Source organism: Pseudonocardia sp. OZ21 (genome assembly GCF_059359135.1).
Genome location: NZ_JCADBN010000001.1, coordinates 444,729 through 469,496, shown reverse-complemented (window position 1 = coordinate 469,496; position 24,768 = coordinate 444,729). Strand labels below are relative to the sequence as shown.

The following is a 24,768-nucleotide window of genomic DNA, read 5'->3' as shown; positions in this document are numbered from 1 at the left end:
CAGCCGGCCGCCGACTAGCGTGACGGGTGTGACGATCACGGAGCTTCCCTACGGATCCTGGCCCACTCCGATCACCTCCGAGCTCGTCGTCACCGCCTCCGTGCGGCTCTCGGAGCTCCGCGTCGACGGTTCCGACATCGTGTGGTCCGAGGGCCGTCCCGCCGACGGCGGCCGCGTCCAGCTGGTGCGACGCGCGGCGGACGGCACCACCAGCGACCTGCTGCCCGCCGGGATGAACGCGCGCACCGCGGTGCACGAGTACGGGGGCGCGGCCTGGTGGGTGCACGACCGGGTGCTGTGGTTCAGCGAATGGTCCGACCAGCGGCTGTACCGGCTCGTACCGGGAGCCGATCCCGTCGCCCTCACGCCCGAGCCGGCCACGCCGCGGGGCGACCGCTTCGCCGACGGTGACCTCGCTCCCGATGGGAGCTACCTGGTCTGCGTCCGGGAGCGGCACACCGGCGCCTCCGCCACCGAGGTGCAGAACGAGATCGTCCGGCTCGCCGCCGACGCACCGTCGGAGCCGGAGGTGCTCGTCAGCGGTCCGGACTTCGTCGCCGCGCCCCGGATCAGCCCGGACGGCAGGTCGCTCGCCTGGCTGCAGTGGAACCATCCGTCGATGCCGTGGGACGACACCCTGCTGGTGATCCGTGACCTCGAGACGGGCGAGGAGACGGTCGTGGCCGGTGGCCGTGGCGAGTCGGTGGCGGAGCCCCGGTGGCATCCGGACGGGTCACTGTGGTTCATCAGCGACCGCACCGACTGGTGGAACCTCTACCGCTGGGTCCCGGACGTGGACATCAGGCCGGTCGTCCGGATCGACGCGGAGATCGGTGTGCCGGGCTGGACGTTCGGCTCGGCGCGGTTCGTCGTGCTCCCCGACGGCCGGGTGGTGTTCGCCCGGCAACGGGCGGGGTTCGACGGTCTGGCCGTGGGCGAGCTCGACGGTTCGGTCACCGATCTGGACCTGCCGTTCTCGGCGATCGGTGCGGTGCGGGCCACCGGCACCGACACGGTGGCCGTCGTCGCGGGGAGCCCCGCTGCCGAGACGGGCGTCTTCCTCGTGGACATCGTCACCTCCGAGGTCGGCGAGCTGCGGCCGCCCCGCGACATCGGCATCGGCCTCTCGACGATCTCGGTGCCCGAGGCCGTCTCGTTCCCGTCGGTGGACGCCGCCGGGGAACGCCGGACGGCCCACGCGCTGTTCTATCCCCCCACCCAGGAGGGGTACCACGGTCCCGACGGCGAGCTCCCGCCGCTGCTCGTGGTGATCCACGGCGGCCCGACGTCGGCGGCCGTGCCTGCGCTGAACCTCTCCGTGCAGTACTGGACGAGCCGCGGGTTCGCCGTCGTCGACGTGAACTACGGCGGCTCCACCGGGTACGGCCGTGCCTACCGCGAGCAGTTGCTGGGCGAGTGGGGCGTGATCGACGTCGCCGACTGCATGGCGGCTGCGGAGTGGCTGGCGGCGCACGGCCGGGTCGACCGCAACCGGCTGTGCATCCGCGGCGGCTCGGCGGGCGGCTACACGACGCTCGCGGCGCTGGCCCGTGCCGACACCCCGTTCGCGGCCGGAGCGAGCCACTACGGGGTGGCCGACCTCGCGGCGCTGGCGGCCGACACGCACAAGTTCGAGAGCCGCTACCTCGACCGCCTCGTCGGGCCCTACCCGGCGGCCCGCGAGGTGTACGAGGAGCGCTCGCCGATCCACCACGTCGACCGCTTCGAGCGGCCCCTGATCGTCCTGCAGGGCGACGAGGACGAGATCGTCCCGCCACGCCAGAGCGAGGTGATCGTCGACGCGCTGCGGGCGCGCCGGCTGCCCGTGGCCTACCTGCTGTTCGAGGGGGAGCAGCACGGGTTCCGGCGCGCCGAGAACATCCGCAGGGCCCTGGACGCGGAGCTCAGCTTCTACGCCCAGGTGCTCGGGTTCGAGCTGCCCGCCGGGGAGGGCATCGAGCCGGTGACGGTGGAGAACCTCTGAGCGCTGTTCAGGCGCCGCCGGTGGCCGCGGTGTCCAGCGTGCCCGGGTCGGCCGGTGCCACTGCCGTGCGCTTCGCGCGGGAGAGCCTGCGCTCCACGTACTCCGCCAGCCTGCCGAGCGCGTAGTTGATCACGATGAAGATCAGCGCCACGACCGCGTAGATCTGGATGGGGTTGTGCAGCGTCTGGATGATGATGTTCGCCGTCCGGACGAACTCCTCGTAGCTGATGATGAAGCCCAGCGAGGTGTCCTTGACGATCACCACGAGCTGGCTGATCAGCGCGGGCAGCATCACCCGGAACGCCTGTGGCAGCAGGATCGAGGAGAGCACCTGGCGCCGGGTCAGCCCGAGCGAGTAGCCCGCCTCCGACTGCCCCCGCGGCAGCGACGCCACGCCCGCGCGGATGATCTCCGCGATGATCACCGAGTTGTACGCGGTGAGGCCGATGACCAGGTACCACAGGATCGGCAGGTCCAGCCCCACCTCGGGGAGCACCCGCGCCGCGAAGAAGATCGCGATGACCACGGGGACGCCGCGGAGGAACTCGATCACCCCGACGACGAGCCAGCGGTAGTACCGGTTGGCCGTGATCCGGCTGACCGCGAACAGGGTGCCGATCACGAGGGAGAAGACCAGCGTCAGCGCCGCGGCGATCAGGGTGGCGACCAGCGCCTGGCCGAGCAGCCGCCACACCGCCAGGAAGCTGGGGTCGAAGGGATTGACCAGTGGCCCCCACCTCTCGGCGGAGAACTGGCCCTGGCCCGCAAGTCGGACGATCACGAGTGCGACCACGACCAGCACGATCGCGCCGGCGACCCCGCTGGAGATCAGGGTGCGGCGCCGGGTGACCGGACCGGGTGCGTCGTAGAGGACCGAGGTGGTCATCGGGCCACCGACACCTTCCGCTCGAGGACGCCCAGCAGGATCCCGCCGGGGATGGTCAGGACCAGGTAGCCCAGCAGCACGCCGGTCAGGACGGCCCCCGCGGCATAGCCCTGCGCCGAGGTGAGCTGGACGCCGTTGGCGAACAGGTCGCCACCGACTCCGAACGCGCCGACGATGGCGGAGTTCTTGATCATGGCGATGATCACGCTGCCGAGCGGCGGCACGACCGTGCGCAGCGCCTGGGGCAACACGATCAGCGAGAGCGACTGGCTGAACGTCAGCCCGACCGCGCGGGCCGCCTCGGCCTGCCCGGCCGACACGGAGTTGATGCCACTGCGCACGGCCTCGCAGACGAAGGCCGCGGTGTAGCAGGTCAGACCGATGACGCCGAAGTAGAAGTAGGACCCGTTGACCCCCAGTTCGGGCAGCCCGAAGGCCACGGCGAACAGGACGACGGCCAGCGGGGTGTTGCGGAAGACCGTGACCCATGCGGAGCCGACCATCCGCAGCGGTGGTACCGGTGAGACCCGGAAACCCGCCAGGATCGTGCCCAGGACGAGCGCACCGACCGCGGACAACAGACAGATGCGCAGCGTCCCGAGGAAACCCTGCGCGTACAGCGGAAACTGCTCGACGATGACGCCCACGACACCTCTTTCGCGCGGAGGAACGCAACCGGGGTGCCGACCGGCCTGGTCGGCACCCCGGTTGCGTCGGAGATCAGCTGCAGGTGCCGGCCGCGGGCAGCGGCGGAACCTCCGGGCTGACCTTCCCGACGGTCGAGTCCCAGGCGGCCTTGTAGCTGCCGTCGGTCTCCGCCTCCTTGAGCGTCTGGTTGATGAACTCGCAGAAGGCGACGTCGCCCTTCTTGATGCCGATGCCGTAGGGCTCCTCGGTGAACTTCTGGTTCACGAGCTTGAACGCCCCGCCCGAGTTCTCGATCAGGCCGGTGAGGATGACGTTGTCGGTGGTGACGACGTCGACCTGGCCGGTGCGCAGCGCGTCGGCGCACTTGGAGTACACGTCGAACAGCGTGAGGTTCGCCGGGTCGATGTACTTCTTGATGTTCTCCGACGGGGTCGAGCCGGCGACGGAGCAGACCTTGGCGTTGGCGCCGCGCAGCGAGTCCGGACCGGTGATGGTGGTGTTGTCGCTCTTGACCATCAGGTCCTGGCCCGCCACGTAGTACGGGCCGGCGAAGCTGATCCGTTCCTTGCGCTTGTCGTTGATCGTGTAGGTGGCGACGACCAGGTCGACGCGGCCCTGCTCGATCACCTCCTCACGCACAGCGGACGGCGCCTCGGTGTAGGCGATCTTGTCGGCCGGGATGCCGAGCTTGGCGGCGATGATCTTGGCGATCTCGACGTCGAAGCCCGCGGGGTTGCCGTCGAGACCCTTGAGGCCGAACAGCGGCTGGTCGAACTTGGTGCCCAGCCGCAGGGCCTGGGCCTTGTTGAGGGTCTCCATCGTGGAGCCGGCCGGGAAGGACACGCCCTCGGCGACCGACGGCGCGGCACCCGAGGAACCGAGCGATGACGACTGGTCACCGCAGGCGGTGGCAGCGAGCACCACTGCCGCCGCGACCGCGGCGATCCGGGAGAGGTGAGCGAGACGCATGGTGGTGCGGGTCCTTCCGTTGGAGCGGGAAAACAAGGCGGGTGCCGGCCGGGGTGTGGCCCGTCAGTGCGTGAGGATCTTGCCGAGGAAGTCCTTGGCACGGTCGGACGTCGGGCTGGAGAAGAAGGCGTCCGGCGCGGCGTCCTCGACGATCTCGCCGTCGGACATGAACACCACCCGGTGCGCGGCCCTGCGGGCGAAGCCCATCTCGTGGGTGACCACCAGCATCGTCATGCCGTCGGCGGCGAGCGTGGTCATCACGTCGAGGACCTCCTGCACCATCTCGGGGTCGAGGGCGGAGGTCGGCTCGTCGAAGAGCATCACCTTGGGCTTCATGGCCAGCGCACGGGCGATCGCCGCGCGCTGCTGCTGGCCCCCGGAGAGCTGGGCCGGGTACTTGTCGCGCTGGTTCGCGATCCCGACCCGTTCGAGGAGGGCGAGCCCGTTCTTCTCGGCGTCGGACTTCGAGGCCTTGCGGACCTTGAGCGGCCCGAGGGTGACGTTCTCGAGAATCGTCTTGTGCGCGAACAGGTTGAAGCTCTGGAAGACCATCCCGACATCGGCACGGAGCGCGGCGAGGGCCTTGCCCTCTGCCGGCAGTTCCTTGCCGTCGACCTCGATGATGCCGCTGTCGATCGGTTCCAGGCGGTTGATCGTGCGGCAGAGCGTGGACTTGCCGGACCCCGACGGGCCCAGCACCACCACGACCTGGCCGCTCTCGACCTCGAGGTTGATGTCGCGCAGGACGTGCAGCTCGCCGAAGTGCTTGTCGACGGACGCCATCCGGATCATGGGCGTGTTGGTCATCGCGGGCCTCCGGGCATGGCGGGACGCTATGGGGGTGTGGAGGGCACAGTCCAGCACCTTGAGCAACCCATAGGGTTTCGCTCCGATAACGCTCGGCGAGAAGCTGTGGGGGATCGTGCACATTCTGCTGGTGGAGGACGATGACCGGATCGCGGCCGCACTACGCCCGGCACTGCACCGTCACGGGATCACCACCACGCGGCTGTCACGCGGCCGGGGCGCCGTCGACCACCTGGCAGGCGTCGACGTGGTGCTGCTCGACCTCGGCCTGCCCGACATCGACGGGGTGGACGTCTGCCGGGCGATCCGCGAGGTCAGCGAGGTTCCGGTGATCGTGGTGTCGGCGCGCGGTGAGGTCGACGACCGGATACTCGGCCTGCACTCCGGAGCCGACGACTACATCGTCAAGCCCTACGACATCGGCGAGCTGGTGGCGCGGGTCCATGCCGTGTACCGGCGGCGCCGGGTCGCCACGCCCGCCGGCCCGGACGACATCGTGGTGGTCGACGACGTGAGCATCGACCTGCACCGCCACTCGGTCACCGTCGGGGGGATCCCGGTGAACCTCACCCGCAAGGAGTTCCAGGTGCTCGCGCTGCTCGCGAGCTCGAGCGGCGCCGTGTGCACGCGCAGCCGGATCGTGGCGGAGGTGTGGGGCCGGTCCTGGGCGGGCGCCAACCGGACGCTCGACGTGCACGTGGCCACGCTCCGCACGAAGCTCGGTCGCCCCGACCTCGTGCAGACGGTCCGGGGCGTCGGCTACCGGCTGGGTGTGCCCGAGAGCGGCACTCCTGGCATGAGCGCCCCCGGAACCGGCGCGGAGTAGGGGTGGCCGCCCGGCTCCTGGTGATCGTGCTGTTCCTGGTCGGCCTGCTGGCCGCGGGCCTCGGGGTACCGCTGGCGCTGACCAACGCCTACGCCAGCCAGCTCGAGCTGTTCACCGACCGGTTGACCGACACGATCTTCTACGCCTCGCTCGCCGAGCGCCCGATCACCGACGCGGACACCACGGGGCTGACCGCCGACCTGACCCGCTACGACGCCGTGTACGGCGTGGCGGTGCTGGTGGTCGACCGCGAGGGGGAGCTGGTGGCCGCCTCGCGGCGCCCGGCACCCGTGCTGGACGAGGCCGGCCGGGAGCGGGTCGAGCTGGCGCTGGCGAACCGGCGCTCGGAGGCCTACCCGCTGCTCCTGCCGTGGGACGACCGGCCGATGGTGCTCGCAGAACCGGTACTGGTCGACACCGAGGTGCGCGGAGCCGTCGTCACCGTGTCGCCCACCACCGCGCTGCGCGCCGAGGAGCTTCGGGTGTGGTCGCTGGTGGCGGCTGCCGGGCTGCTCGCCCTCGTGATGGCCGTACTGGTCGCGCTCCCGATCGTCCGGTGGATCCTGCGGCCGGTCCGCAGGCTCGACGAGGGCACCGGGCGAGTGGCGGCAGCGGTGCTCGCCGGGGCCGGGGCGGAGCCGGTGGCCGACGGGTCGGGGCCCCCCGAGCTGCGCAGGCTGTCGGTCTCCTTCGACCGGATGGCGGAGACCGTGACGCAGGCGTACTCGGCGCAGCGCGCGTTCGTCGCCGACGCGAGCCACCAGCTGCGCAACCCGCTCACCGCGCTGCGCCTGCGGCTGTCCAACCTGGAGGGGCATCTCGACGCGGCCGCCGCCGAGGACCACGTCGCCGCTCTGGAGGAGGCCGACCGGCTCTCCACGCTGCTCGACGGGCTGCTCGCGCTGGCCCGCGCCGAGCGCACCGTCCCGGTGGCCGACGTCGCCGTCGACCCGGCCGTCGAGGACCGGCTCGACGCGTGGCGGCCCCTGGCCGAGCACACGGGCCTGCAGCTTCTCCGCAACGGCCGGCGCGGTCTGCGGGCGGCGGCGCCGATCGGGGCGATCGAGACCGTGCTCGACGCGCTGCTGGACAACGCGGTGAAGTTCTCCCCACGCGGCGGCACGATCACCGTGCGCACCGCGGTGACGGCGTCCCACGTGGAGATCGCCGTGCGGGACGCCGGCCCGGGCCTCGCCCCCGACGAGCTGGAGCGGGCAACGGGCCGGTTCTGGCGCAGTCCCGCCCAGAGCAACGTCGAGGGCTCCGGGCTCGGCCTGGCCATCGCCGCCCGCACCGTCGAGGTGGCAGGCGGTGAGCTGCGCCTCGAACTGCCCGCCGGGGGCGGCCTGCAGGTGATCGCGCGGCTGCTCCGGGTGGCCCCGGAGGCGGCGGGGGAGGAGCCCGGCGCCGGCTGAGATCAGCTGTTCTTCAGCAGGCGGAAGAACCGCTCCGCGCCGGGGTGCAACGGCACCGGCTGGGTGCCGATGGCGGCGCGCGGGTCGATGGTGAGGGCGGACGGACTGGCCAGCGCCAGCTCCGGCTGCGCCTCGAACATGCCTTTGACCAGGGCATCCGCTAGATCGTCCGGCATCGATGCGGCCACCAGCAGGAAGTTGCGCACCAGCAGGGTGGTGATGGCCACGGGGATCCCGTAGGTCGTGGCCGGGACCGTGCCGGGCGCGTACGCGGGGAAGGTGTCCCGCACCTCGGGGACCACGTCCTCGAGGTCCAGCAACCGGATGGGCAGTACCGTCGCCAGCCGGCTGACGCCCTCGGTGGGCACCCCGCCCGACCAGAAGAACGCGTCGATCGCGCCACTCTCCATCGCGGCGACGGACTCGTTGATCCCGAGTTGCTCCGCCTGCAGGTCGGTGTCCGGTTCCAGGCCTGCCGCGTGCAGCAGCCGGGTGGCGATCACGTACACGCCCGAGTCGGGCGCTCCGACCGACACCCGCGCCCCCCGCAGACCGGCCAGCGTCGTGGCAGGCGACGACGCCCTGACGACGACGTGCACGACGTCGTCGTAGATCCGGGCGAGCGCGCGGGGTGCCCTCGGGTCGCCGGGCGCGGACCGCTCCAGCTGGTCGACTGCCGTGTCCACCTGGCTGAACACCACATCGGCGCCGCCCTCGGCGAGCAGCCGCAGGTTGTCGACCGAGCCTGCCGTGGACAGCACGCCGGGACGCAGGTCGAGCCCCAGCTTCCGCTGCCACGCGTCGGCCAGCGCGTTTCCCAGCCGGAAGTAGACGCCCTGCGTGCCGCCCGTCGCCAGCGTCAGCCGGGCTCCGGAATAGGGCGACGAGCAGGCGGCGAGCGCCCCCAGCACGCCGAATGCGCCGAGCCCGCGCAGGACGGCGCGCCGTCCCACCACGCCCCCGCCCGCCACGTTGGCATCCTGCCGTGCCCGGCCGATGCGGTCGACCGCCTCTCGACGGCCTACTCTTTTTCTGTGACCCGCAGCTACACCATCCGCACCTATGGGTGCCAGATGAACGTGCACGACTCCGAGCGCATGGCCGGGCTCCTGGAGGCGGCGGGGTACGCGAAGGCCGACTCGGACGACGCCGACGTCGTCGTCTTCAACACCTGCGCCGTGCGGGAGAACGCCGACAACCGGCTCTACGGCAACCTCGGCCACCTCCGCCCGGTGAAGGACGCCCGGCCGGGCATGCAGATCGCGGTGGGGGGCTGCCTCGCGCAGAAGGACCGGTCGGAGATCGTCCGGCGCGCCCCCTGGGTCGACGTGGTGTTCGGCACCCACAACGTGCACGCCCTGCCGGTCCTGCTGGAGCGCGCGCGGCACAACGAGGCCGCCCAGGTGGAGATCGCCGAGTCGCTCGAGGTCTTCCCCTCGACGCTGCCGGCCCGCCGCGAGTCGGCCTACGCCGGCTGGGTGTCGATCTCCGTGGGCTGCAACAACACGTGCACCTTCTGCATCGTGCCGTCGCTGCGGGGCACGGAGAAGGACCGCAGGCCGGGCGACGTGCTGGCCGAGGTGTCCGCGCTGGCGGCCGACGGCGTCCTCGAGGTCACCCTGCTCGGGCAGAACGTCAACTCCTACGGCGTCGAGTTCGGCGACCGCGGCGCCTTCGCCAAGCTGCTGCGGGCCTGCGGCGACGTCGACGGCCTCGAGCGGGTGCGCTTCACCTCGCCGCACCCGCGCGACTTCACCTCCGACGTGATCGCCGCGATGGCCCAGACGCCGAACGTGTGCCCTCAGCTGCACATGCCGCTGCAGTCCGGCTCCGACGACGTGCTGCGGCGGATGCGCCGCTCGTACCGGTCCACGCGCTACCTGGGGATCATCGACGAGGTGCGCGCCTCGATCCCGGACGCGGCGATCAGCACCGACATCATCGTCGGGTTCCCCGGCGAGACCGAGGCCGACTTCGAGGCCACCCTCGACGTGGTGCGTGCCGCCCGGTTCGCCAACGCCTTCACCTTCCAGTACTCGCCCCGCCCCGGCACCCCCGCGGCGACGCTGCCCGACCAGGTGCCCAAGGCCGTGGTGCAGGAGCGTTACGAGCGGCTCGTCACGCTCCAGGAGGAGATCTCCTGGGAGGCCAACCGCGCCATCGAGGGCCGGGTCGTCGAGGTGCTGGTGTCCACGGGCGAAGGCCGCAAGGACGGCGCCACCCGGCGGATGAGCGGCCGCGCCCGCGACGGGCGGCTGGTCCACTTCGCCCCGGGGCCGGAGGGCTCCGGCACGATCCGGCCGGGGGACGTCGTCGAGGTCGCCGTCGGGTACGGGGCGCCGCACCACCTCGTGGCCGACGGTCCCGTGTTGTCCCACCGGCGCACGCGCGCGGGTGACGTCCACGAGGCGGGTACCCGTACCGGAGGCGCCACGGGGCTGGGCCTGCCCGCGTTCGGTGCGCCGGAGCCGGTACCGGCGGCACCCGTATGTGGGACGAGCGCGTGATGGCGCCGGCGACCCGGCGCAGCGAGGGAGAGACGTGATGAGTGACCGGAAGATTCCCGACGAGCTGGTGGCCCTCGACGCGGAGCTGAGCGGGAGGCGCCTCCCGTTCGCCCGTCAGATCGATCCCGGCCCGACCGCAGTGAGCGTGTCCGTCGCGATACTCGTGCTGATCGTGGCGCTGATCCTGCCGTGGACCGGGTCGATCCACGGGTGGCAGATACTCGCGGGCCTCGAACCGCAGCTCGGGGTGCTGCCGCGGCTGTTCACCTTCACCTCGCTCGGCTTCGGGCTCGTGGTCTCGGCACTCGCGCTCGCCACCCGGTGGTGGCCGCTCGCCTGGCTGGCCGCGGTGGGCTGCGGGATCTCCGTGGTGACCGGGGTGTGGGCGATCTGGTCCCGGCAGGTGTCGATCACCGCGGGCGGCACCGCGGCCGGTATCGGGCTCGTGCTCGCCGTGCTCGCCGTGGTGGCACTCGCCGTGTGCTGGGTGCGGATCGCCGGCCGCCGCTGAGGCCGGGCAGCCCGAGGGTTAGGGGGTGTCCCGCGGATCTTTCAATCGCGATAGCCGCGCCCAGGCGGCCCCTGGCGACACCGCCGGTCCGCCCGAATACGCCCGGTACGAGGGCGATCCGGTGGCGCCGCCAGGAACCACCTGGATCACGGCTCTCATCGACCAAGATCCACGGGACACCCCCAACCCGACCCCCAGCGCGGGTCAGCGCTGCTTGACCGCCTGCTCCGCGGTGGTGAGCCACTCGCGCCACTGCTCGGCCTGGCTCCTGGCCTGCTCGGCGCGGCGGGCGTCACCGGCCGCGCTGGCCTTCTCCGCCTGCGCCTCGAACTGGGCCACCCGCTCGCGGAACTGCGCAACCCGCGCCTCGGCCTCCGGGTCGGTGCGCCGCCACTGCCGCTCGGCGGCCTCCCGCACCCTCTCCTCGACGGCCCGCAGGCCGGCTTCGAGCGGCCGGATGTCGTCGCGCGGGACCTTGCCGATCTCCTCCCAGCGCTCCTGCACGCGCCGCAGCGCCGCGCGTGCCCCGGCCGGGTCGGACAGGTCGATCTTCTCGGCGTCGACGAGCAGCGCCTTCTTCGCGTCGGCGTTGGCCGCGAACTCGGCGTCACGCTCGGCGAACGTGCCGGCCCGGCGTGCGAAGAAGGCGTCCTGCGCGGTGCGGAAGCGCTGCCACAGCGCGTCGTCGGCGTCCTTCTGCGCGCGCCCCGCGGCCTTCCACTCCGTCATCAGGTCGCGGAAGCGGGCCGCGGTGGGACCCCAGTCGTCGGAGTCGCTCAGCTTCTCGGCCTCGACGACCAGTTCCTCCTTGCGGGTCTTGGCCGTGGCGCGCTGGCGGTCGAGGTCGGCGAAGTGGGAGCCGCGGCGCCGGTTGAACGACTCACGTGCCTTCGAGAACCGCTTCCACAGCAGCTCGTCGGTCTTGCGGTCGACGCCGCGGATCGCGCGCCACTCGTCGAGGATCGCCTTGAACCGGTCGCCCGCCTGCTTCCACTGCGTGGCCTCGTCGGCGAGGGTCTCGGCCTCCGCTGCGAGCTCCTCCTTGCGGGCCACCGCGGCGGCGCGCTGGGCGTCGCGCGCCGAGCGGGCCGCGCCGACTGCCTCCTCCGCCTGGGTCACCAGCTCGTCCAGCCGGGCCCGCAGCCCCACCAGGTCGCCGACCACGGTGGCCTCGTCCAGCCCGTCACGCAGCGTCTTCGCGCTGCTCAGGGCGTGCTTCGGCTCACCGCCGCCTGCCGCGAGGCGGGCGGCGAGCAGCTCGACCTCGGTGAGCAGGTCGTCGAACCGGCGGGCGAAGTGGGCGAGCCCCTCCTCGGGGGCCCCGGCCTGCCAGGAACCGACGACGCGCTCACCGCCCGGAGTGCGGACGTAGATGGTGCCCTCGGCGTCGACCCGCCCCCAGCGACCCGGATCGGTGCCGGCGCTGGCGACGGGGGAGGGCTGCGCGACCGGCACCGCCACGTCCGGAGCGACGGCCGCAGGCGTGACCACGGGGGGCGTCGGGTGCGGCACACCCGGGACCGCGGGCGGCCCCGGCCGGGGGGGAACCGCGGCAGGCCCGGGCCGGGGCGGCGCCGGCACGGCGTGCGGGCCGGGCCGGGGCGGCCCGGGAGTCGCGGGAGCGGCGTCGGCGGCGGGCACCGGGCTCGGCTCGGCGGTGGCGGTGGCCGGGCTCGGCTCGGCGGCCGGTGACGGGACCGTCTCGGCGGCAGGCGCTGGACTCGGCTCGGTGGTCTGTGGCGGGGCCGTCTCGGCGGCCGGGGGCGGAGTCGGCTCGGCGGCCGGTGACGGGGCCGCCGGTGACGGGGCCGCCTCGGTGGCCGGGCTCGCGTCGGCGGCAGGCGCCGGGTCCTGGTCGGCGGCCGGGGCCGGGCTCAGCTCGGCCTCGAGGGACGTGGCCGCCGCCTCGACGTCGGCTCCGGGCTCGGCCGCGGCGCCGGACCCGCTGTGGGCGAACGACAGCGGTGAGGGGCGGGGGGCCGGGGTCTCGGTGTCTTCGGAGACCTCGGCGTCCGGGGCCGTCGGGCCGGCGGGCGCGCCGTCGGCTCCCGAGGGCTCCTCCTGGACCGTGGGCCGCGTCGCTGCCGCCTGCTCGACCTCGGGGGCGGGCTCGGCCCCGCTCCCGGTGGTGGTGAGTGGCGTTTCCGTCCCCTGCTGCTCCGACACCGTCGTCCTCCTTGCTCCGGCCCACCGCGGACGGTGGGCGCCCCGCCCGCGGGCGGAGCCGTGCACAGCGACCGTCGCCGGTCCTCGTGACCGGTGGTCGTCCCGCGATTCAAACAGCTCGGGGGTCCGACCGGAACAACCTGCGGGGGCGCTACGCAGCCAGCGGCCGGTCCTGGTCGGCGAGCCGCGCCCGAACGCGCTGGTGGGAGGGCCGCGGCCTACGCTCGGTAGCGTGCTGACGTTGGTCGCCGTGCTGCCCGAGCCGCCGCTGCTCGTCCCCGAGCTGGCGACGGGCGCGGCCACCGAGACCGCCGAGCTCCGGGCTGCGTGCGTCGGCGCTGCCTCGCGGCTGGGCGCGGCCTCGGCCCGCTGGGTCGCCGTGGGTGCCGACGCGGGCGGACGGCGCACCGTGATGCCGCCGGTCCGCGGCAGTTTCGTGGGTTTCGGGGCGGACGTCGTGGTGGGTCTCGACCGGGCATCGGCCGATGTGCCGGTCGATCCGGAGCTCCCGTTGCCGCTGCTGATCGCCGGCTGGGTGGCCGCTGCCGGAGGTGTCGCCGTCAGCATCCGCGGCGAGCTCGTCGCGCCGGACGAGGACCCGCTGGCGTGCGCCGAGCTCGGCGCCGCGCTCGCCGCGGAGTTCACGGCCGACCCGGACCCGGTGGGCCTGCTCGTCGTCGGGGACGGCGCCACCACCCACACGGCGAAGGCCCCGGGCTATCTCGACGAGCGCGCAGGCCCGTTCGACGCGGCCGTCGCCGCCGCCCTGCATGCCGCCGACACCGACGCGCTGGCCCACCTGGACGCCGGGCTCGCCACCGCGCTGCACGTCGCAGGGCGGGCCCCGTGGCAGGTGCTCGCCGGAGCGGCCGCTGGCCGGCGCTGGCACGGGGAGCTGGTGTACTCGGCGGCCCCGTACGGCGTGGCCTACCACGTGGCGGTCTGGACGCCGCTGTCGTGAGCGCGCCACCACTGGTCGCCGTCGTCGGTCCGACGGGGACCGGCAAGTCCGACCTGGGCCTGGCACTGGCCGCCGAGCTGGGCGGCGAGGTGATCAACGCCGACGCGATGCAGCTCTATCGCGGGCTGGACATCGGCACCGCGAAGCTCACGCCCGCCGAACGGGCCGGTGTCCCGCACCACCTGCTGGACGTCCTCGACATCACGGAGGTCGCGTCCGTGGCGGCCTACCAGCGCGCGGCGCGGGAGGTGGTGGAGCAGTTGCGTGCGGCGGGCCGCACCCCGGTGCTCGTGGGCGGTTCCGGCCTGTACGTGCAGGCCGTCGTCGACGAGTTGGAGTTCCCCGGCACCGACCCGGGTCTGCGGGCCGCGCTGCAGGCCGAGCTGGACGGGCTCGGCCCGCAGGCGCTGCACGCCCGGCTCGCCGAGGTCGACCCGGCGGCAGCCGCGGTGGTGCTGCCGACCAACGGCCGCCGGATCGTCCGCGCGCTGGAGGTGATCGCCCTGACCGGGCGCCCGTTCCCGGCCCGGCTGCCCACCGGCGGCGCGCCCCGCTACGAGGCCGTGCTGCTCGGCGTGGACCGGGACACCGCCGACCTGGACGTCCGCGTGGCCCGGCGGGTGGCGCGGATGTTCGCCGCCGGGCTCGTCGACGAGACCCGCGGGCTGCTCGACCACGGTCTTCGCGACGGGCTCACCGCGTCGCGGGCTTTGGGCTACCAGCAGGTCGTGGCCGCCCTCGACGGAGCAGGGGACCTCGCGTCCGCCGCCGCCGACACCGTGCGGGCCACGCGGCGGTTCGTGCGCCGCCAGCGCTCGTGGTTCCGCCGCGACCCCCGCATCCGGTGGCTCGACGGCGCCGCTCCGGACCTGTTCGGCCGAGCCATCGCCGCGCTGCCCGCGCAAGTAGGCTCATGACGTGCAGTTCAGCAAGGGCCACGGCACGGAGAACGACTTCGTGCTGCTCCCCGACCCCGACGCCACCTTGGACCTCACGCCGGCCAGGGTCGCCGCACTGTGCGACCGCCGCCGCGGCCTCGGCGCCGACGGCGTGCTGCGTGTGGTGCGCTGGGCCGCCCTGGAGGACGGGCCCGAGCCCGAGCCCGGCGTCGAGTGGTTCATGGACTACCGCAACGCCGACGGCAGCGTCGCGGAGATGTGCGGCAACGGGGTACGGGTCTTCGCCCGCTACCTCCAGCACGCCGGCTGGCTCGCCGGTGCCGAGACCCCCGTCGGCACGCGCAGCGGCGTCCGCACCGTGCGGCTCGACCCCCGCCGCACCGACGGCGACGTGTCGGTCGAGATGGGTCCCGCCGTCATCGGAGCGGCCGGCACCGCCCGCATCGGCGGCGCGGCGTTCCCCGGCGTCGCGGTGGACCTCGGCAACCCCCACCTGGCGTGTGTCACCGACGTCGACATCGCCGGGCTCGACCTCACCCGCCCGCCCGGCCACGACCCGGCGCTGTTCCCCCACGGGGTGAACGTCGAGTTCGTCACCCCGCTCTCCGAGAGCGACGGACCGGCCGAGGTCACGATGCGCGTGCACGAGCGCGGCGTGGGGGAGACGCGGTCGTGCGGCACCGGCACCGTCGCCGCCGCCGTGGCCGCCCTGCGGCACGCCGGCCGGGCCGCGGGCACGGTGGCCGTGCACACCCCCGGCGGGCGCCTGCGGGTCACCGTCGACGGCTCGGCCACCGGAGGGTCGGCCACCGTGCTGCACGGCCCGGCGGTGCTCGTGGCCCACGGCGAGCTGACCCACTCCTGGTGGGCCGCCGCGGCCGGTGCGCCCGTCGCGGCGACCGTGTGACGGCCCGCCTGCCCCGCCTCCGCTCGGCGGACCCGCCCGAAACAAACCAGACAGCCAGGGCGTTGGCATGGGAGCATGAATCCCACGATGACTGAACCCGTCCTGTCCACCACCACCGGTGACCGGCGCCCGCGTGCCGCGGATGCACGTTCCGCTGATGCCACCCGCGGCGACCTTGAGCTCGAGGAGCGCACGTCGCTCCGTCGCGTCGCCGGACTGTCCACCGAGCTCACCGACGTCACCGAGGTCGAGTACCGGCAGCTGCGCCTCGAGCGCGTCGTACTCGTCGGAGTCTGGACCGAGGGCAGCGCCGAGCAGGCCCAGGCCTCGCTCACCGAGCTGGCGCGCCTCGCCGAGACGGCCGGTTCCGAGGTGCTCGACGGCCTGATCCAGCGCCGTCCGCGGCCCGACCCCGCCACCTTCATCGGCAGCGGCAAGGTCGACGAGCTGCGCGACGCCGTGGTCTCCGCCGGCGCCGACACGGTGATCTGCGACGGCGAGCTCTCTCCCGGCCAGCTGCGTCAGCTGGAGGAGAAGCTCAAGGTCAAGGTCATCGACCGCACCGCGCTGATCCTCGACATCTTCGCCCAGCACGCCCGGTCCAAGGACGGCAAGGCGCAGGTCGAGCTGGCGCAGCTCTCCTATCTTCTCCCGCGCCTGCGCGGCTGGGGTGAGGCGCTGTCGCGCCAGGTGGGTGGCCGAGCGGCAGGCGGCGTCGGGATCGGCGGCCGTGGCCCCGGTGAGACGAAGATCGAGCTCGACCGGCGCCGCATCCGCAACCGGATGGCGAAGCTGCGCCGCGAGATCTCCGGCATGAAGCAGGTGCGCGAGACGCAGCGCTGGGCGCGCAGGCGCAACGAGGTGCCGTCGGTCGCGATCGTCGGCTACACCAACGCGGGCAAGTCCAGCCTGCTCAACGCGCTCACCGACGCCGGTGTGCTCGTCGAGGACGCGCTGTTCGCCACCCTCGACCCCACCACGCGCCGCACGTCCACCTCGGACGGGCGCACCTACACGCTCACCGACACCGTCGGGTTCGTGCGGCACCTGCCGCACCAGCTCGTCGAGGCGTTCCGGTCCACGCTCGAGGAGACGGCGGGCGCCGACCTGCTCGTGCACGTGGTCGACGCGTCCGACGCGCTCCCGGAGGACCAGATCAAGGCCGTCCGCGAGGTGCTCGTCGAGATCGGGGAGCAGAGTGCGGGCTCCATGCCGCGGGAGCTGCTCGTCGTCAACAAGACGGACGCGGCGGGCGACCTGCAGCTGGCCCGCCTGCGCCACCTGCTCCCGGATGCCGTGTTCGTCTCCGCCAGGCGGGGCGACGGTGTGCAGAAGCTCCGCGAGCGGATCGCCGAGCTGCTGCCGCGCCCGGAGGTCGACGTCGAGCTGCTGCTGCCCTACGCACAGGGCTCGCTGGTGGCGCGCGTGCACTCCGAGGGTGAGGTGCTGGCGGAGGAACACACTCCGGACGGCACGCGGATGCACGCCAGGGTCGGCGCGGAGCTGGCCACGGCCGTGCTGCCGTTCGCGCTGGTCGGAGCCCCGCTCGAGGACGGTGCCGCGCGCTGATCCGGCTGCTCGTGGCCGGTGTGCTCGCGGCGTCCCTCGCCGGGGTGCCCGCCCCGCAGGCCCGCTGCACCATCGACGACCCACGGCTCGACGAGCTGTCCGGGCTGGTCGTCGACGGCGACGCGGTGTGGGCGATGAGCGACGGCGGCCGCCGCGTCCAGCTGCTCCGGCTGGACCCGTCCACCTGTGCGGTGATCGACTCACGCACCGCGGGGGTGGACCCGTACGACCCCGAGGACCTGGCCCGCGGCCCGGACGGTTCGCTGTGGGTGGCCGACACCGGCGACAACCAGCGGCGCCGGGAGTCCGTGGCGGTGATCGTGCTGCCGCGCCGCGGGGCGGCCCAGGTGCACCGGCTGACCTACCCCGACGGCCCGCACGACGCGGAGGCCCTGCTCGTCGACGCGGCAGGCCGGCCGGTGGTGATCACCAAGGAGGTGGGCCGTCCCGCCGGTGTGTACCGCACCGCGGGCCCGCCGGCAGGCGAGGGCCCCACGCCGCTGCTGCAGGTCGGCGAGCTGACGCTGCCGCAGTCCACCACGGTGGGCGGACCGGTGGGCGGAGTGGGATCGAGACTGGTCACGGGGGCCGCGCAGAACGCGGACGGCTCGGTCGTGGCGGTGCGCAGCTACACCGACGCCTGGCTCTACCCGGTGCGCGACGGCGACGTCGTCGAGGCGCTGACGGGCACGCCGGTGCCGGTACCACTGCCGGACGAACCGCAGGGTGAGGCGGTGGCGTTCGAACCCGACGGCACTCTCCTGTCGGGTTCGGAGACCCGCGTGGTGCCTGGAGAGCTCCGCGCGGTGGCCGGTGCGACGGCACTCGTGGCCGACCGGCTCCCGACCGAGAGCGCTCCGCCGCCGCCGGCATCGACCGTGGCGGACGAGCCCACGCCCGCATGGCAGCCCGCCGCGATCGGCGGGGGCGTCGCTGTGGGGCTGCTGCTGCTGGTGGCGGCGGCGCTGGCCGTGCGCCGCCGCTGAACGACCGGGCCGACGGGCCCTGCGCACCCGCAGCGCGTCAGAGCCTGCGCAGTACCGCCACCACGCGGCCGAGCACGCTCGCGTCGTCGCCGGGGATGGGGTCGTACGCGGGGTTGGCCGGCATCAGCCAGACGTGCCCGTCGCGCCGCTTGAACGTCTTGACCGTGGCCTCGCCGTCGATCATCGCGGCGACGATCTCGCCGTTCTCCGCGACGGGCTGCTGGCGAACGACCACCCAGTCGCCGTCGGTGATCGCGGCCTCGACCATCGAGTCGCCGCGGACGTTGAGCAGGAACAGGGTGCCTTCCCCGACGATCTCGCGGGGAAGCGGGAACACGCTCTCGACGGCCTGCTCGGCGAGGATCGGGCCACCGGCGGCGATGTTGCCCAGCAGCGGCACGAACGCGGGCGTCGGGCGGAGGTCGTCGGAGCCGGTGGCCTCGGTTGTGGCCGCGCCCGTGGTGACCACGGCGTCGGCGACCGGCGCCTCGTCGGGCCCCCGCACGTCCACGGCGCGGGTGCGGTTGGGATCGCGGCGCAGGTAGCCCTTGCGCTCCAGCGTGCGCAGTTGGTGGTGCACGGAGGAGGTGGAGGTGAGGCCGACGGCGTCGCCGATCTCCCGCACGCTCGGCGGGTACCCGAAGCGCTCCACCCAGTCGCGGATCACCTCGAGGACCTTGCGTTGGCGCGGAGTCAAGCCTGCCGGCCCCGTCGGGGGGTCGGGGAAGGTGCTGACCTGCGCCGACCCGCCGTGCCGCGCCGCTGCCGCGCCGCCGGGTGTGTCCGGGCCGGCCTCGCTACCGGCCCCGGTGCCGGGCTCGTCCCGTGCCATTCGTCGTGCCTCCTCAGTGGTCGTCCCCGCCGGCGGTAGTGGGCTGCCGGTGGTGCGACGCGGTGTCCGAGATCGTCCGTGGTGCTGTGCAGGTGCTCTGTTGACGCTGGGTGGTGCTGCTGTGCGGGTGGTGCTCGTGCTGCAGTGGCTGCCCGTGGCCCGCCGGTGCGGATGCCGCTCGAACCGGTGACGCGGGGCCACCGCCGTCGGCACGACGGTAGCCCCGATCCCGTTCTTCGCCAAACGCATGTTCGAACGACACGCCCACTTTTCTCGATTCTGTCGGTCCTCGGTGGTACACATCGTCAGGCGTTCGTTCGAACGGTTGTTTGATCGCACGGCGGTGAGAGGCGGAGGCGGCGATGGACGAGCAGGGGAAGATCGGACGGCCGGCCGAGGATCGATCCGGGGGAGTACGTCTGCGCCCAGGTCGAGCAGTGCTGCGGCTCGCCGTTCAGGGGAGGGACGCCGGGCGGCCGGGATCCGGCCCGGCGCCGGTGGCCGAGGAGGCCGTGCGGGTCGCGTCCGGAGCGCCCGGCGGGGGAGTGGTCCGGCGGATGCGCCCCGACGGCCGCGGGAGCGTGGGGTACCGGTGGGGCGGCTCGCGGCGCGGATCGCGGGGGCCGCGCCCGGTGCGTCCGGTGGCGGTGCCGGTGATCGTGCGGCCGGCCGCACTGCCGCGGCCGGCCTGGCCCGCGGTGCCGTCGGCATCGGGGCCGCGGCTGCTCGTCCGGCGCCCCGAGGTGGTCGAGCCGGTGTCTCCTCTGACGATCCGGGTGCGCCAGGTGCTGGGCGGGGCGGCCCTCACCGTGGTCACCGCGGCGCTCGTGGTCGGGCTCGGGCTGCTGGCCGGCACTGTGGCACAGTCCCGGGTGGGCGCGGGGAGCCAGGAGTCGGCCCCGGCGGTGGCCATGGTCACCGTGGGCCCCGAGGCCACCGTCGAGGATGTCGCCCGCGGCGTCGCGCCTGCGGCGTCGGGAGCGCAGGTCGCCGCGCTCACGGAGCGGATCGTCACCGTCAACTCCCTCACTTCGGTGGAGCTCCGCCCCGGGCAGGTGCTGCGCGTCCCGCTGGGCTGACCCTCGGCGTCCGCCCCGTCGCGCGCTGCGAGGACCGTGCCCGTTCGGTGGACCAGGTCGGCACGTATGGGGCCTCCGACTTCCCTTGCCCCCACATGTTGTGGTTACACTCGTGTTGTTCGTCCACCGGCTGGGTTTTCCGGGCGGCCAGGGCGATAACACCGTGGTGAAGGGATCGGTCCGATGCGTTGCCCGTTCTGCCGGCACTCGGACTGCCGGGTCATCGACTCCCGCGAGGTCGACGACGGCCAGGCCACGCGGCGCAGACGTTCCTGCGCCTCGTGCGGTCGCCGCTTCACCACCGTGGAGGAAGCCGTGCTGGCCGTCGTCAAGCGCAGCGGTGTCACCGAGCCGTTCAGCCGCGAGAAGGTCGTCACCGGCGTGCGTCGCGCCTGTCAGGGCAGGCCCGTCGACGAGGACGCGTTGCAGCAGCTCGCCCACCGTGTGGAGGAGGCCGTCCGCGCGGGCGGCACGGCCGAGATCCCCAGCCACGAGGTCGGGCTGGCCATCCTCGGTCCGCTGCGTGAGCTCGACGAGGTCGCCTACCTCCGTTTCGCGAGCGTCTACCGGTCGTTCTCCTCCATCGAGGACTTCGAGAAGGAAATCGCGGAGCTCCGCACCCCGGGCAGCGACCAGTCCGCCGACTGAACACCGGCGCCCGGTACCCGCACCGCACAGGCACAGCACGGCCACACCGCACCACGTCCACCACGCGCAGCCACATCACCAGCGCAGCCATACCGCGTACCGACGGACCCCGCCGCCGGCACCGCAGGAGAGGGAGAGCATGACCGAGACCGTCGGAACCGCGTCAGGGCGAGGGAAGAAGGGCTCCGGCAAGGCGGGCCGGCCCGCAGGCCTCACCGTCGAGCGGATCTACACCACCCCCGGCGTCCACCCCTACGACGAGGTCGCCTGGGAGCGCCGTGACGTCGTCATGACCAACTGGCGCGACGGCACGGTCAACTTCGAGCAGCGCGGGGTCGAGTTCCCCGCGTCGTGGTCGGTCAACGCCACCAACATCGTCACGAGCAAGTACTTCCGCGGCGCCCCGGGGAGCCCGCAGCGGGAGTCGAGCCTGCGGCAGCTGATCGACCGCGTCGTCGGCGTGTACCGCCGCGCCGGCCTCGACAACGGCTACTTCGCCACCGAGGACGACGCCGAGGTCTTCGCCCAGGAGCTCACCTGGATGCTGCTGCACCAGGTCTTCAGCTTCAACTCCCCGGTGTGGTTCAACGTCGGCACGAGCTCCCCGCAGCAGGTCAGCGCGTGTTTCATCCTCGCCGTCGACGACACGATGGAGTCGATCCTCAACTGGTACCGCGAGGAGGGGCTGATCTTCAAGGGCGGCTCGGGGGCGGGCCTCAACCTCTCCCGCATCCGCTCGTCGAAGGAGCTGCTGTCCTCCGGCGGCACCGCGTCGGGTCCGGTGTCGTTCATGCGCGGCGCCGACGCCAGCGCGGGCACCATCAAGTCCGGTGGCGCCACGCGCCGCGCGGCGAAGATGGTCGTCCTCGACGTCGACCACCCCGACATCGAGGAGTTCGTCGCCACCAAGGCCAAGGAGGAGGCCAAGATCCGGGTCCTGCGCGACGCGGGATTCGACATGGACCTCGGTGGCTCCGACATCACCTCGGTGCAGTACCAGAACGCCAACAACTCCGTGCGGGTCACCGACGAGTTCATGCGCGCCGTCGAGGCCGACGGTGAGTTCGGCCTGCGGGCCCGCATGACCGGCGAGGTCATCGAGAAGGTGGGCGCGAAGAAGCTCTTCCGCACCATCGCGCAGGCCGCGTGGGAGTGCGCCGACCCGGGCATCCAGTACGACGGCACGATCAACGACTGGCACACCTGCCCCGAGTCGGGCCGGATCTCCGCGTCCAACCCGTGCTCGGAGTACATGCACCTCGACAACTCGAGCTGCAACCTCGCCTCGCTGAACCTGCTGAAGTTCCTCGGCGACAACGGCCAGTTCGACGCGGTGCGGTTCCGCAAGGCCGTCGAGCTGATCATCACGGCGATGGACATCTCGATCTGCTTCGCCGACTTCCCCACCGAGCCGATCGCCGACACCACCCGCAAGTTCCGTCAGCTGGGCATCGGCTACGCCAACCTCGGCGCGCTCCTGATGGCCACGGGCCACGCGTACGACTCGGAGGGCGGCCAGGCACTGGCCGCGGCCATCACCTCGCTGATGACGGGCGCTGCCTACAAGCGGTCGGCCGAGCTCGCCGGCGTGGTCGGCCCCTACGAGGGCTACGCGCGCAACGCCGAGTCGCACCAGCGCGTCATGCGCAAGCACGCCGCGGCCAACGACGACGTACGCACCTTCCCCGCGAGCAGCGCGGTCCACAAGCTCGCCACGATCACGTGGAAGGACTGCCTCGCCGCAGGCGAGCGCCACGGGTGGCGCAACGCCCAGGCGTCGGTGCTCGCCCCCACCGGCACCATCGGCCTGATGATGGACTGCGACACCACCGGCATCGAGCCCGACCTCGCGCTGGTCAAGTTCAAGAAGCTGGTCGGCGGCGGCTCCATGCAGATCGTCAACCAGACGGTGCCGCGCGCGCTCACGAAGCTGGGCTACCAGGGCGAGCAGGTCGAGGCGATCGTCGAGTACATCGGCGAGCACGGCCACGTGATCGACGCGCCCGGGCTGCGTCAGGAGCACTACGAGGTGTTCGACTGCGCGATGGGCGAGCGGTCGATCGCGCCCATGGGCCACGTCCGGATGATGGCCGCGGTGCAGCCGTTCATGTCCGGGGCCATCTCGAAGACGGTCAACATGCCGGAGGCGGCCACCGTCGAGGACGTCGAGAAGATCTACCTGGAGGGCTGGAAGCTCGGCCTCAAGGCACTCGCGATCTACCGCGACAACTGCAAGGTCGGCCAGCCGCTCTCGGCGGGCAAGTCGGCGAAGGCCACGCAGAAGGCCGAGGTCGCCGCCCCGGTCGAGGCACGGCCGGTGCGCCGCAGGCTGCCCAAGAAGCGCCCCAGCGAGACGGTGTCCTTCACCGTCGGCGGGGCCGAGGGCTACCTCACCGCGGGTTCCTACCCCGACAACGGCCTCGGCGAGATCTTCGTCAAGCTGGGCAAGCAGGGTTCCACCCTCTCGGGTGTGATGGACGCGTTCTCGATGTCGATCTCGGTGGGCCTGCAGTACGGGATCCCGCTCGAGTTCTACGTCTCGAAGTTCTCCAACCTGCGCTTCGAGCCCGCAGGCATGACCGACGACCCGGACGTCCGGATCGCCACGAGCGTGCTCGACTACCTGTTCCGCCGGCTCGCGCTCGACCACCTGCCCTACGAGAAGCGCGCACAGCTCGGCATCTTCTCCGCGGAGGAGCGCACCAAGCAGGTGGCCGGAACCGACTACTCCGCGGGTTACGGCGACGTCGACGTCGAGAGCCTGCGGTTCACGGTCGATGCCGCCCCGGCGGGCGACGAGGTGGAGCGCACCCCGGGTGCCACCCGCGCTCCCGTCGAGGTGGGCAGCTCCACCGAGCTGCTGGAACTGCGTCTCGGCAAGGCCGCCGACGCGCCGCTGTGCATGACGTGTGGCACGAAGATGCGTCCGGCCGGTTCGTGCTACCTGTGCGAGGGCTGCGGCTCCACCAGCGGCTGCAGCTGACCCGTCGCGCGCCCCGGAGCCATGCACTCGGCTCCGGGGCGCGCTCGGTCAGGTGGCTGGGCTCGGGAAGGTGTGGTGCACGGCTTCCACGTTGTTGCCGTCGAGGTCCCGGAGGAACACCGCGTAGTAGCCGGGGTGGTACTCGGGCCACACCCGCGGAGCGTGCAGGATCTCCGCTCCGGCCTCCAGTGCCGCGACGTGGACGTGGTCGACCGCGGTGCGCTCGGGTGCGGTGAACGCGATGTGCACCTCCCGGCCGGACAAGGCCGTGGCGGGCCCGAGCCAGAAGTGCGGGAACCCGTCGGGGCCGGAGAGGCCTACCGCGGTGTCGCCGTCGAGACCCATGCGGATCGCCTCGCGGATGCCCAGTGGGGCGAACACCCGCAGGTAGAAGGCTGCTGCGGCGTCGACGTCGGTCGTCTGGATCGAGAGATGGTCGAGCATCGGGGCCTCCGGATCGTCGGTGGCTCACCGTAGACGGAGCCACCGACGATCCCGGCCGGTGAGACCGACCCGGACGAGCCGGCCGGTGTGTCGGCTCGTCCACCACGGCCGCGGTGCCCGGGGGAACGGGCACCGAGCCGTCAGGATGGCTGAGTTGTCGAGCACCGGCCGGTCGGCGGGCGCCTCCCGGACGGGCACGAGGTCACCGTCGCGGTCGATCGTCGGTGTGCCGACGGGCGGCTACGGCGATCTGCAGCACCAGCACGGCGGGGGAGGTGACGTCGAGCTGGGGACCGGCGGTGACCTGTCGCAGCGCCGGAGGCCGACGAGGTGCCGACCGGCGGCCCTGTCGTGGCGCCGCGGGTTCAGTGGGCCCGGGCCGCAGCCGTGTGGGCCTCGATGGCCGCTCGACCGGCTTCGTAGCGGGCCGCGCTGATGTGCTCCTCCACCGCTGCGCGCTGCACCCGGAACGAGCGGCCGAAGCGCACTGCCGGCAGTTCTCCGCTGTGGACGAGCCGGTAGACGGTCATCTTCGAGACCCGCATTCGCTGGGCGACCTCGGCCACGGTGAGGAACGGCGCCCCGATCACGTCCGGGTGTCGGATTCCCTCAGCAGCCATCGTGCACATCCTCCTCGTGCCCCCGTTCGGGGGCTTGTTGATCGCAGTGCGTTGGACAGTAACGGACAGGAGCGCCACTTTCGGGTGCGTCGACGATCACTGAAGAGTGGTGTTGCGTCGA

Annotated in this window: 22 protein-coding genes; 13 read left to right on the top strand and 9 right to left on the bottom strand. The window is 72.9% G+C overall.

The annotated features are described in order from the left end of the window. Nucleotides 1-28: 28 nt before the first annotated feature. Nucleotides 29-1,984 carry a S9 family peptidase gene (locus AC5L35_RS02305; RefSeq protein ID WP_495057818.1) on the top strand — a complete coding sequence of 652 codons (1,956 nt, stop codon included), beginning with the start codon at nt 29-31 and terminating at the stop codon, nt 1,982-1,984. 7 nt (nt 1,985-1,991) lie between these two features. Here AC5L35_RS02305 and AC5L35_RS02300 read toward each other — a convergent pair whose 3' ends face one another. From AC5L35_RS02300 to AC5L35_RS02285, 4 genes are all read right to left on the bottom strand, one after another. Then, nucleotides 1,992-2,870 carry an amino acid ABC transporter permease gene (locus tag AC5L35_RS02300; protein ID WP_495057817.1) on the bottom strand — a complete coding sequence of 293 codons (879 nt, stop codon included), beginning with the start codon at nt 2,868-2,870 and terminating at the stop codon, nt 1,992-1,994. Beyond that, on the bottom strand, nt 2,867-3,517 hold the full coding sequence (locus AC5L35_RS02295; protein ID WP_495057816.1) for an amino acid ABC transporter permease: 651 nt from the start codon (nt 3,515-3,517) through the stop codon (nt 2,867-2,869). The genes AC5L35_RS02300 and AC5L35_RS02295 overlap by 4 nt, the downstream gene beginning before the upstream one ends. A 73-nt stretch (nt 3,518-3,590) precedes the next feature. Then, on the bottom strand, nt 3,591-4,487 hold the full coding sequence (locus tag AC5L35_RS02290) for a glutamate ABC transporter substrate-binding protein (RefSeq protein ID WP_495057815.1): 897 nt from the start codon (nt 4,485-4,487) through the stop codon (nt 3,591-3,593). Between the two features lie 63 nt (nt 4,488-4,550). Beyond that, nucleotides 4,551-5,279 (bottom strand): amino acid ABC transporter ATP-binding protein, encoded by a 729-nt coding sequence (locus AC5L35_RS02285; RefSeq protein WP_495058070.1) that lies wholly within the window; start codon nt 5,277-5,279, stop codon nt 4,551-4,553. A 130-nt stretch (nt 5,280-5,409) separates the two neighbouring features. Between AC5L35_RS02285 and AC5L35_RS02280 the strand changes: the two genes are divergently transcribed. Further along, nucleotides 5,410-6,120 (top strand): response regulator transcription factor, encoded by a 711-nt coding sequence (locus AC5L35_RS02280; protein WP_495057814.1) that lies wholly within the window; start codon nt 5,410-5,412, stop codon nt 6,118-6,120. Nucleotides 6,121-6,122: 2 nt separating this feature from the next. Further along, a complete protein-coding gene (locus tag AC5L35_RS02275; RefSeq protein ID WP_495057813.1) occupies nt 6,123-7,535 on the top strand; it encodes a sensor histidine kinase in 1,413 nt (470 codons plus the stop codon). A 2-nt stretch (nt 7,536-7,537) separates the two neighbouring features. Here AC5L35_RS02275 and AC5L35_RS02270 read toward each other — a convergent pair whose 3' ends face one another. After that, on the bottom strand, nt 7,538-8,506 hold the full coding sequence (locus AC5L35_RS02270) for a TAXI family TRAP transporter solute-binding subunit (RefSeq protein WP_495057812.1): 969 nt from the start codon (nt 8,504-8,506) through the stop codon (nt 7,538-7,540). A gap of 63 nt (nt 8,507-8,569) precedes the next feature. Between AC5L35_RS02270 and miaB the strand changes: the two genes are divergently transcribed. Both miaB and AC5L35_RS02260 read left to right on the top strand, forming a co-directional pair. After that, complete coding sequence (gene miaB / locus AC5L35_RS02265; RefSeq protein ID WP_495057811.1) at nt 8,570-10,042, top strand: tRNA (N6-isopentenyl adenosine(37)-C2)-methylthiotransferase MiaB; 1,473 nt, start codon at nt 8,570-8,572, stop codon at nt 10,040-10,042. Nucleotides 10,043-10,079: 37 nt separating this feature from the next. Then, a complete protein-coding gene (locus AC5L35_RS02260) occupies nt 10,080-10,553 on the top strand; it encodes an Rv2732c family membrane protein (RefSeq protein ID WP_495057810.1) in 474 nt (157 codons plus the stop codon). A gap of 204 nt (nt 10,554-10,757) precedes the next feature. Here the strand turns inward: AC5L35_RS02260 and AC5L35_RS02255 are convergent, their stop codons facing one another. Beyond that, entirely contained in the window at nt 10,758-12,065 is a 1,308-nt protein-coding gene (locus AC5L35_RS02255; RefSeq protein WP_495058069.1) for a DUF349 domain-containing protein, read from the bottom strand. Nucleotides 12,066-12,951: 886 nt separating this feature from the next. On the opposite strand from AC5L35_RS02255, the gene AC5L35_RS02250 reads away from it, so the two are divergent. The 5 genes from AC5L35_RS02250 to AC5L35_RS02230 all read left to right on the top strand — a co-directional run bounded on the left by AC5L35_RS02250 (nt 12,952) and on the right by AC5L35_RS02230 (nt 18,041). Further along, nucleotides 12,952-13,680 (top strand): class III extradiol ring-cleavage dioxygenase family protein, encoded by a 729-nt coding sequence (locus AC5L35_RS02250; RefSeq protein ID WP_495057809.1) that lies wholly within the window; start codon nt 12,952-12,954, stop codon nt 13,678-13,680. Beyond that, a complete protein-coding gene (gene miaA / locus AC5L35_RS02245; protein ID WP_495057808.1) occupies nt 13,677-14,597 on the top strand; it encodes a tRNA (adenosine(37)-N6)-dimethylallyltransferase MiaA in 921 nt (306 codons plus the stop codon). The genes AC5L35_RS02250 and miaA overlap by 4 nt, the downstream gene beginning before the upstream one ends. Nucleotide 14,598: 1 nt before the next feature. Beyond that, nucleotides 14,599-15,486, top strand: coding sequence for a diaminopimelate epimerase (gene dapF, locus AC5L35_RS02240; RefSeq protein WP_495057807.1), 888 nt, complete (start codon nt 14,599-14,601; stop codon nt 15,484-15,486). An 87-nt stretch (nt 15,487-15,573) separates the two neighbouring features. Continuing rightward, nucleotides 15,574-17,055, top strand: a complete 1,482-nt coding sequence (gene hflX / locus AC5L35_RS02235; protein ID WP_495057806.1) for a GTPase HflX — start codon at nt 15,574-15,576, stop codon at nt 17,053-17,055. A gap of 11 nt (nt 17,056-17,066) precedes the next feature. Then, a complete protein-coding gene (locus AC5L35_RS02230; RefSeq protein WP_495057805.1) occupies nt 17,067-18,041 on the top strand; it encodes a hypothetical protein in 975 nt (324 codons plus the stop codon). Between the two features lie 37 nt (nt 18,042-18,078). Here the strand turns inward: AC5L35_RS02230 and lexA are convergent, their stop codons facing one another. After that, nucleotides 18,079-18,873, bottom strand: coding sequence for a transcriptional repressor LexA (gene lexA, locus AC5L35_RS02225; protein ID WP_495057804.1), 795 nt, complete (start codon nt 18,871-18,873; stop codon nt 18,079-18,081). A gap of 362 nt (nt 18,874-19,235) precedes the next feature. On the opposite strand from lexA, the gene AC5L35_RS02220 reads away from it, so the two are divergent. The 3 genes from AC5L35_RS02220 to AC5L35_RS02210 all read left to right on the top strand — a co-directional run bounded on the left by AC5L35_RS02220 (nt 19,236) and on the right by AC5L35_RS02210 (nt 23,583). Continuing rightward, on the top strand, nt 19,236-19,952 hold the full coding sequence (locus AC5L35_RS02220; RefSeq protein ID WP_495057803.1) for a hypothetical protein: 717 nt from the start codon (nt 19,236-19,238) through the stop codon (nt 19,950-19,952). Nucleotides 19,953-20,135: 183 nt separating this feature from the next. After that, nucleotides 20,136-20,600: a transcriptional regulator NrdR gene (gene nrdR / locus AC5L35_RS02215; RefSeq protein WP_495057802.1), complete on the top strand. Its 465-nt coding sequence runs from the start codon at nt 20,136-20,138 to the stop codon at nt 20,598-20,600. Between the two features lie 139 nt (nt 20,601-20,739). Beyond that, on the top strand, nt 20,740-23,583 hold the full coding sequence (locus AC5L35_RS02210; RefSeq protein WP_495057801.1) for a vitamin B12-dependent ribonucleotide reductase: 2,844 nt from the start codon (nt 20,740-20,742) through the stop codon (nt 23,581-23,583). A 48-nt stretch (nt 23,584-23,631) separates the two neighbouring features. Here AC5L35_RS02210 and AC5L35_RS02205 read toward each other — a convergent pair whose 3' ends face one another. Both AC5L35_RS02205 and AC5L35_RS02200 read right to left on the bottom strand, forming a co-directional pair. Continuing rightward, nucleotides 23,632-24,027 (bottom strand): VOC family protein, encoded by a 396-nt coding sequence (locus AC5L35_RS02205; RefSeq protein WP_495057800.1) that lies wholly within the window; start codon nt 24,025-24,027, stop codon nt 23,632-23,634. Nucleotides 24,028-24,392: 365 nt separating this feature from the next. Next, nucleotides 24,393-24,647 carry a helix-turn-helix domain-containing protein gene (locus tag AC5L35_RS02200; protein ID WP_495057799.1) on the bottom strand — a complete coding sequence of 85 codons (255 nt, stop codon included), beginning with the start codon at nt 24,645-24,647 and terminating at the stop codon, nt 24,393-24,395. Between the last annotated feature and the right edge of the window lie 121 nt (nt 24,648-24,768).

Excerpts from the sequence above, each read along its gene's own strand:
- AC5L35_RS02300 (WP_495057817.1), bottom strand. The coding sequence starts at position 2,870 with ATGACCACCTCGGTCCTCTACGACGCACCCGGTCCGGTCACCCGGCGC.
- AC5L35_RS02290 (WP_495057815.1), bottom strand. The coding sequence starts at position 4,487 with ATGCGTCTCGCTCACCTCTCCCGGATCGCCGCGGTCGCGGCGGCAGTG.
- AC5L35_RS02285 (WP_495058070.1), bottom strand. The coding sequence starts at position 5,279 with ATGATCCGGATGGCGTCCGTCGACAAGCACTTCGGCGAGCTGCACGTC.
- AC5L35_RS02260 (WP_495057810.1), top strand. The coding sequence starts at position 10,080 with ATGAGTGACCGGAAGATTCCCGACGAGCTGGTGGCCCTCGACGCGGAG.
- hflX (WP_495057806.1), top strand. The coding sequence starts at position 15,574 with ATGACTGAACCCGTCCTGTCCACCACCACCGGTGACCGGCGCCCGCGT.
- lexA (WP_495057804.1), bottom strand. The coding sequence starts at position 18,873 with ATGGCACGGGACGAGCCCGGCACCGGGGCCGGTAGCGAGGCCGGCCCG.
- AC5L35_RS02220 (WP_495057803.1), top strand. The coding sequence starts at position 19,236 with ATGGACGAGCAGGGGAAGATCGGACGGCCGGCCGAGGATCGATCCGGG.
- nrdR (WP_495057802.1), top strand. The coding sequence starts at position 20,136 with ATGCGTTGCCCGTTCTGCCGGCACTCGGACTGCCGGGTCATCGACTCC.
- AC5L35_RS02210 (WP_495057801.1), top strand. The coding sequence starts at position 20,740 with ATGACCGAGACCGTCGGAACCGCGTCAGGGCGAGGGAAGAAGGGCTCC.
- AC5L35_RS02205 (WP_495057800.1), bottom strand. The coding sequence starts at position 24,027 with ATGCTCGACCATCTCTCGATCCAGACGACCGACGTCGACGCCGCAGCA.
- AC5L35_RS02200 (WP_495057799.1), bottom strand. The coding sequence starts at position 24,647 with ATGGCTGCTGAGGGAATCCGACACCCGGACGTGATCGGGGCGCCGTTC.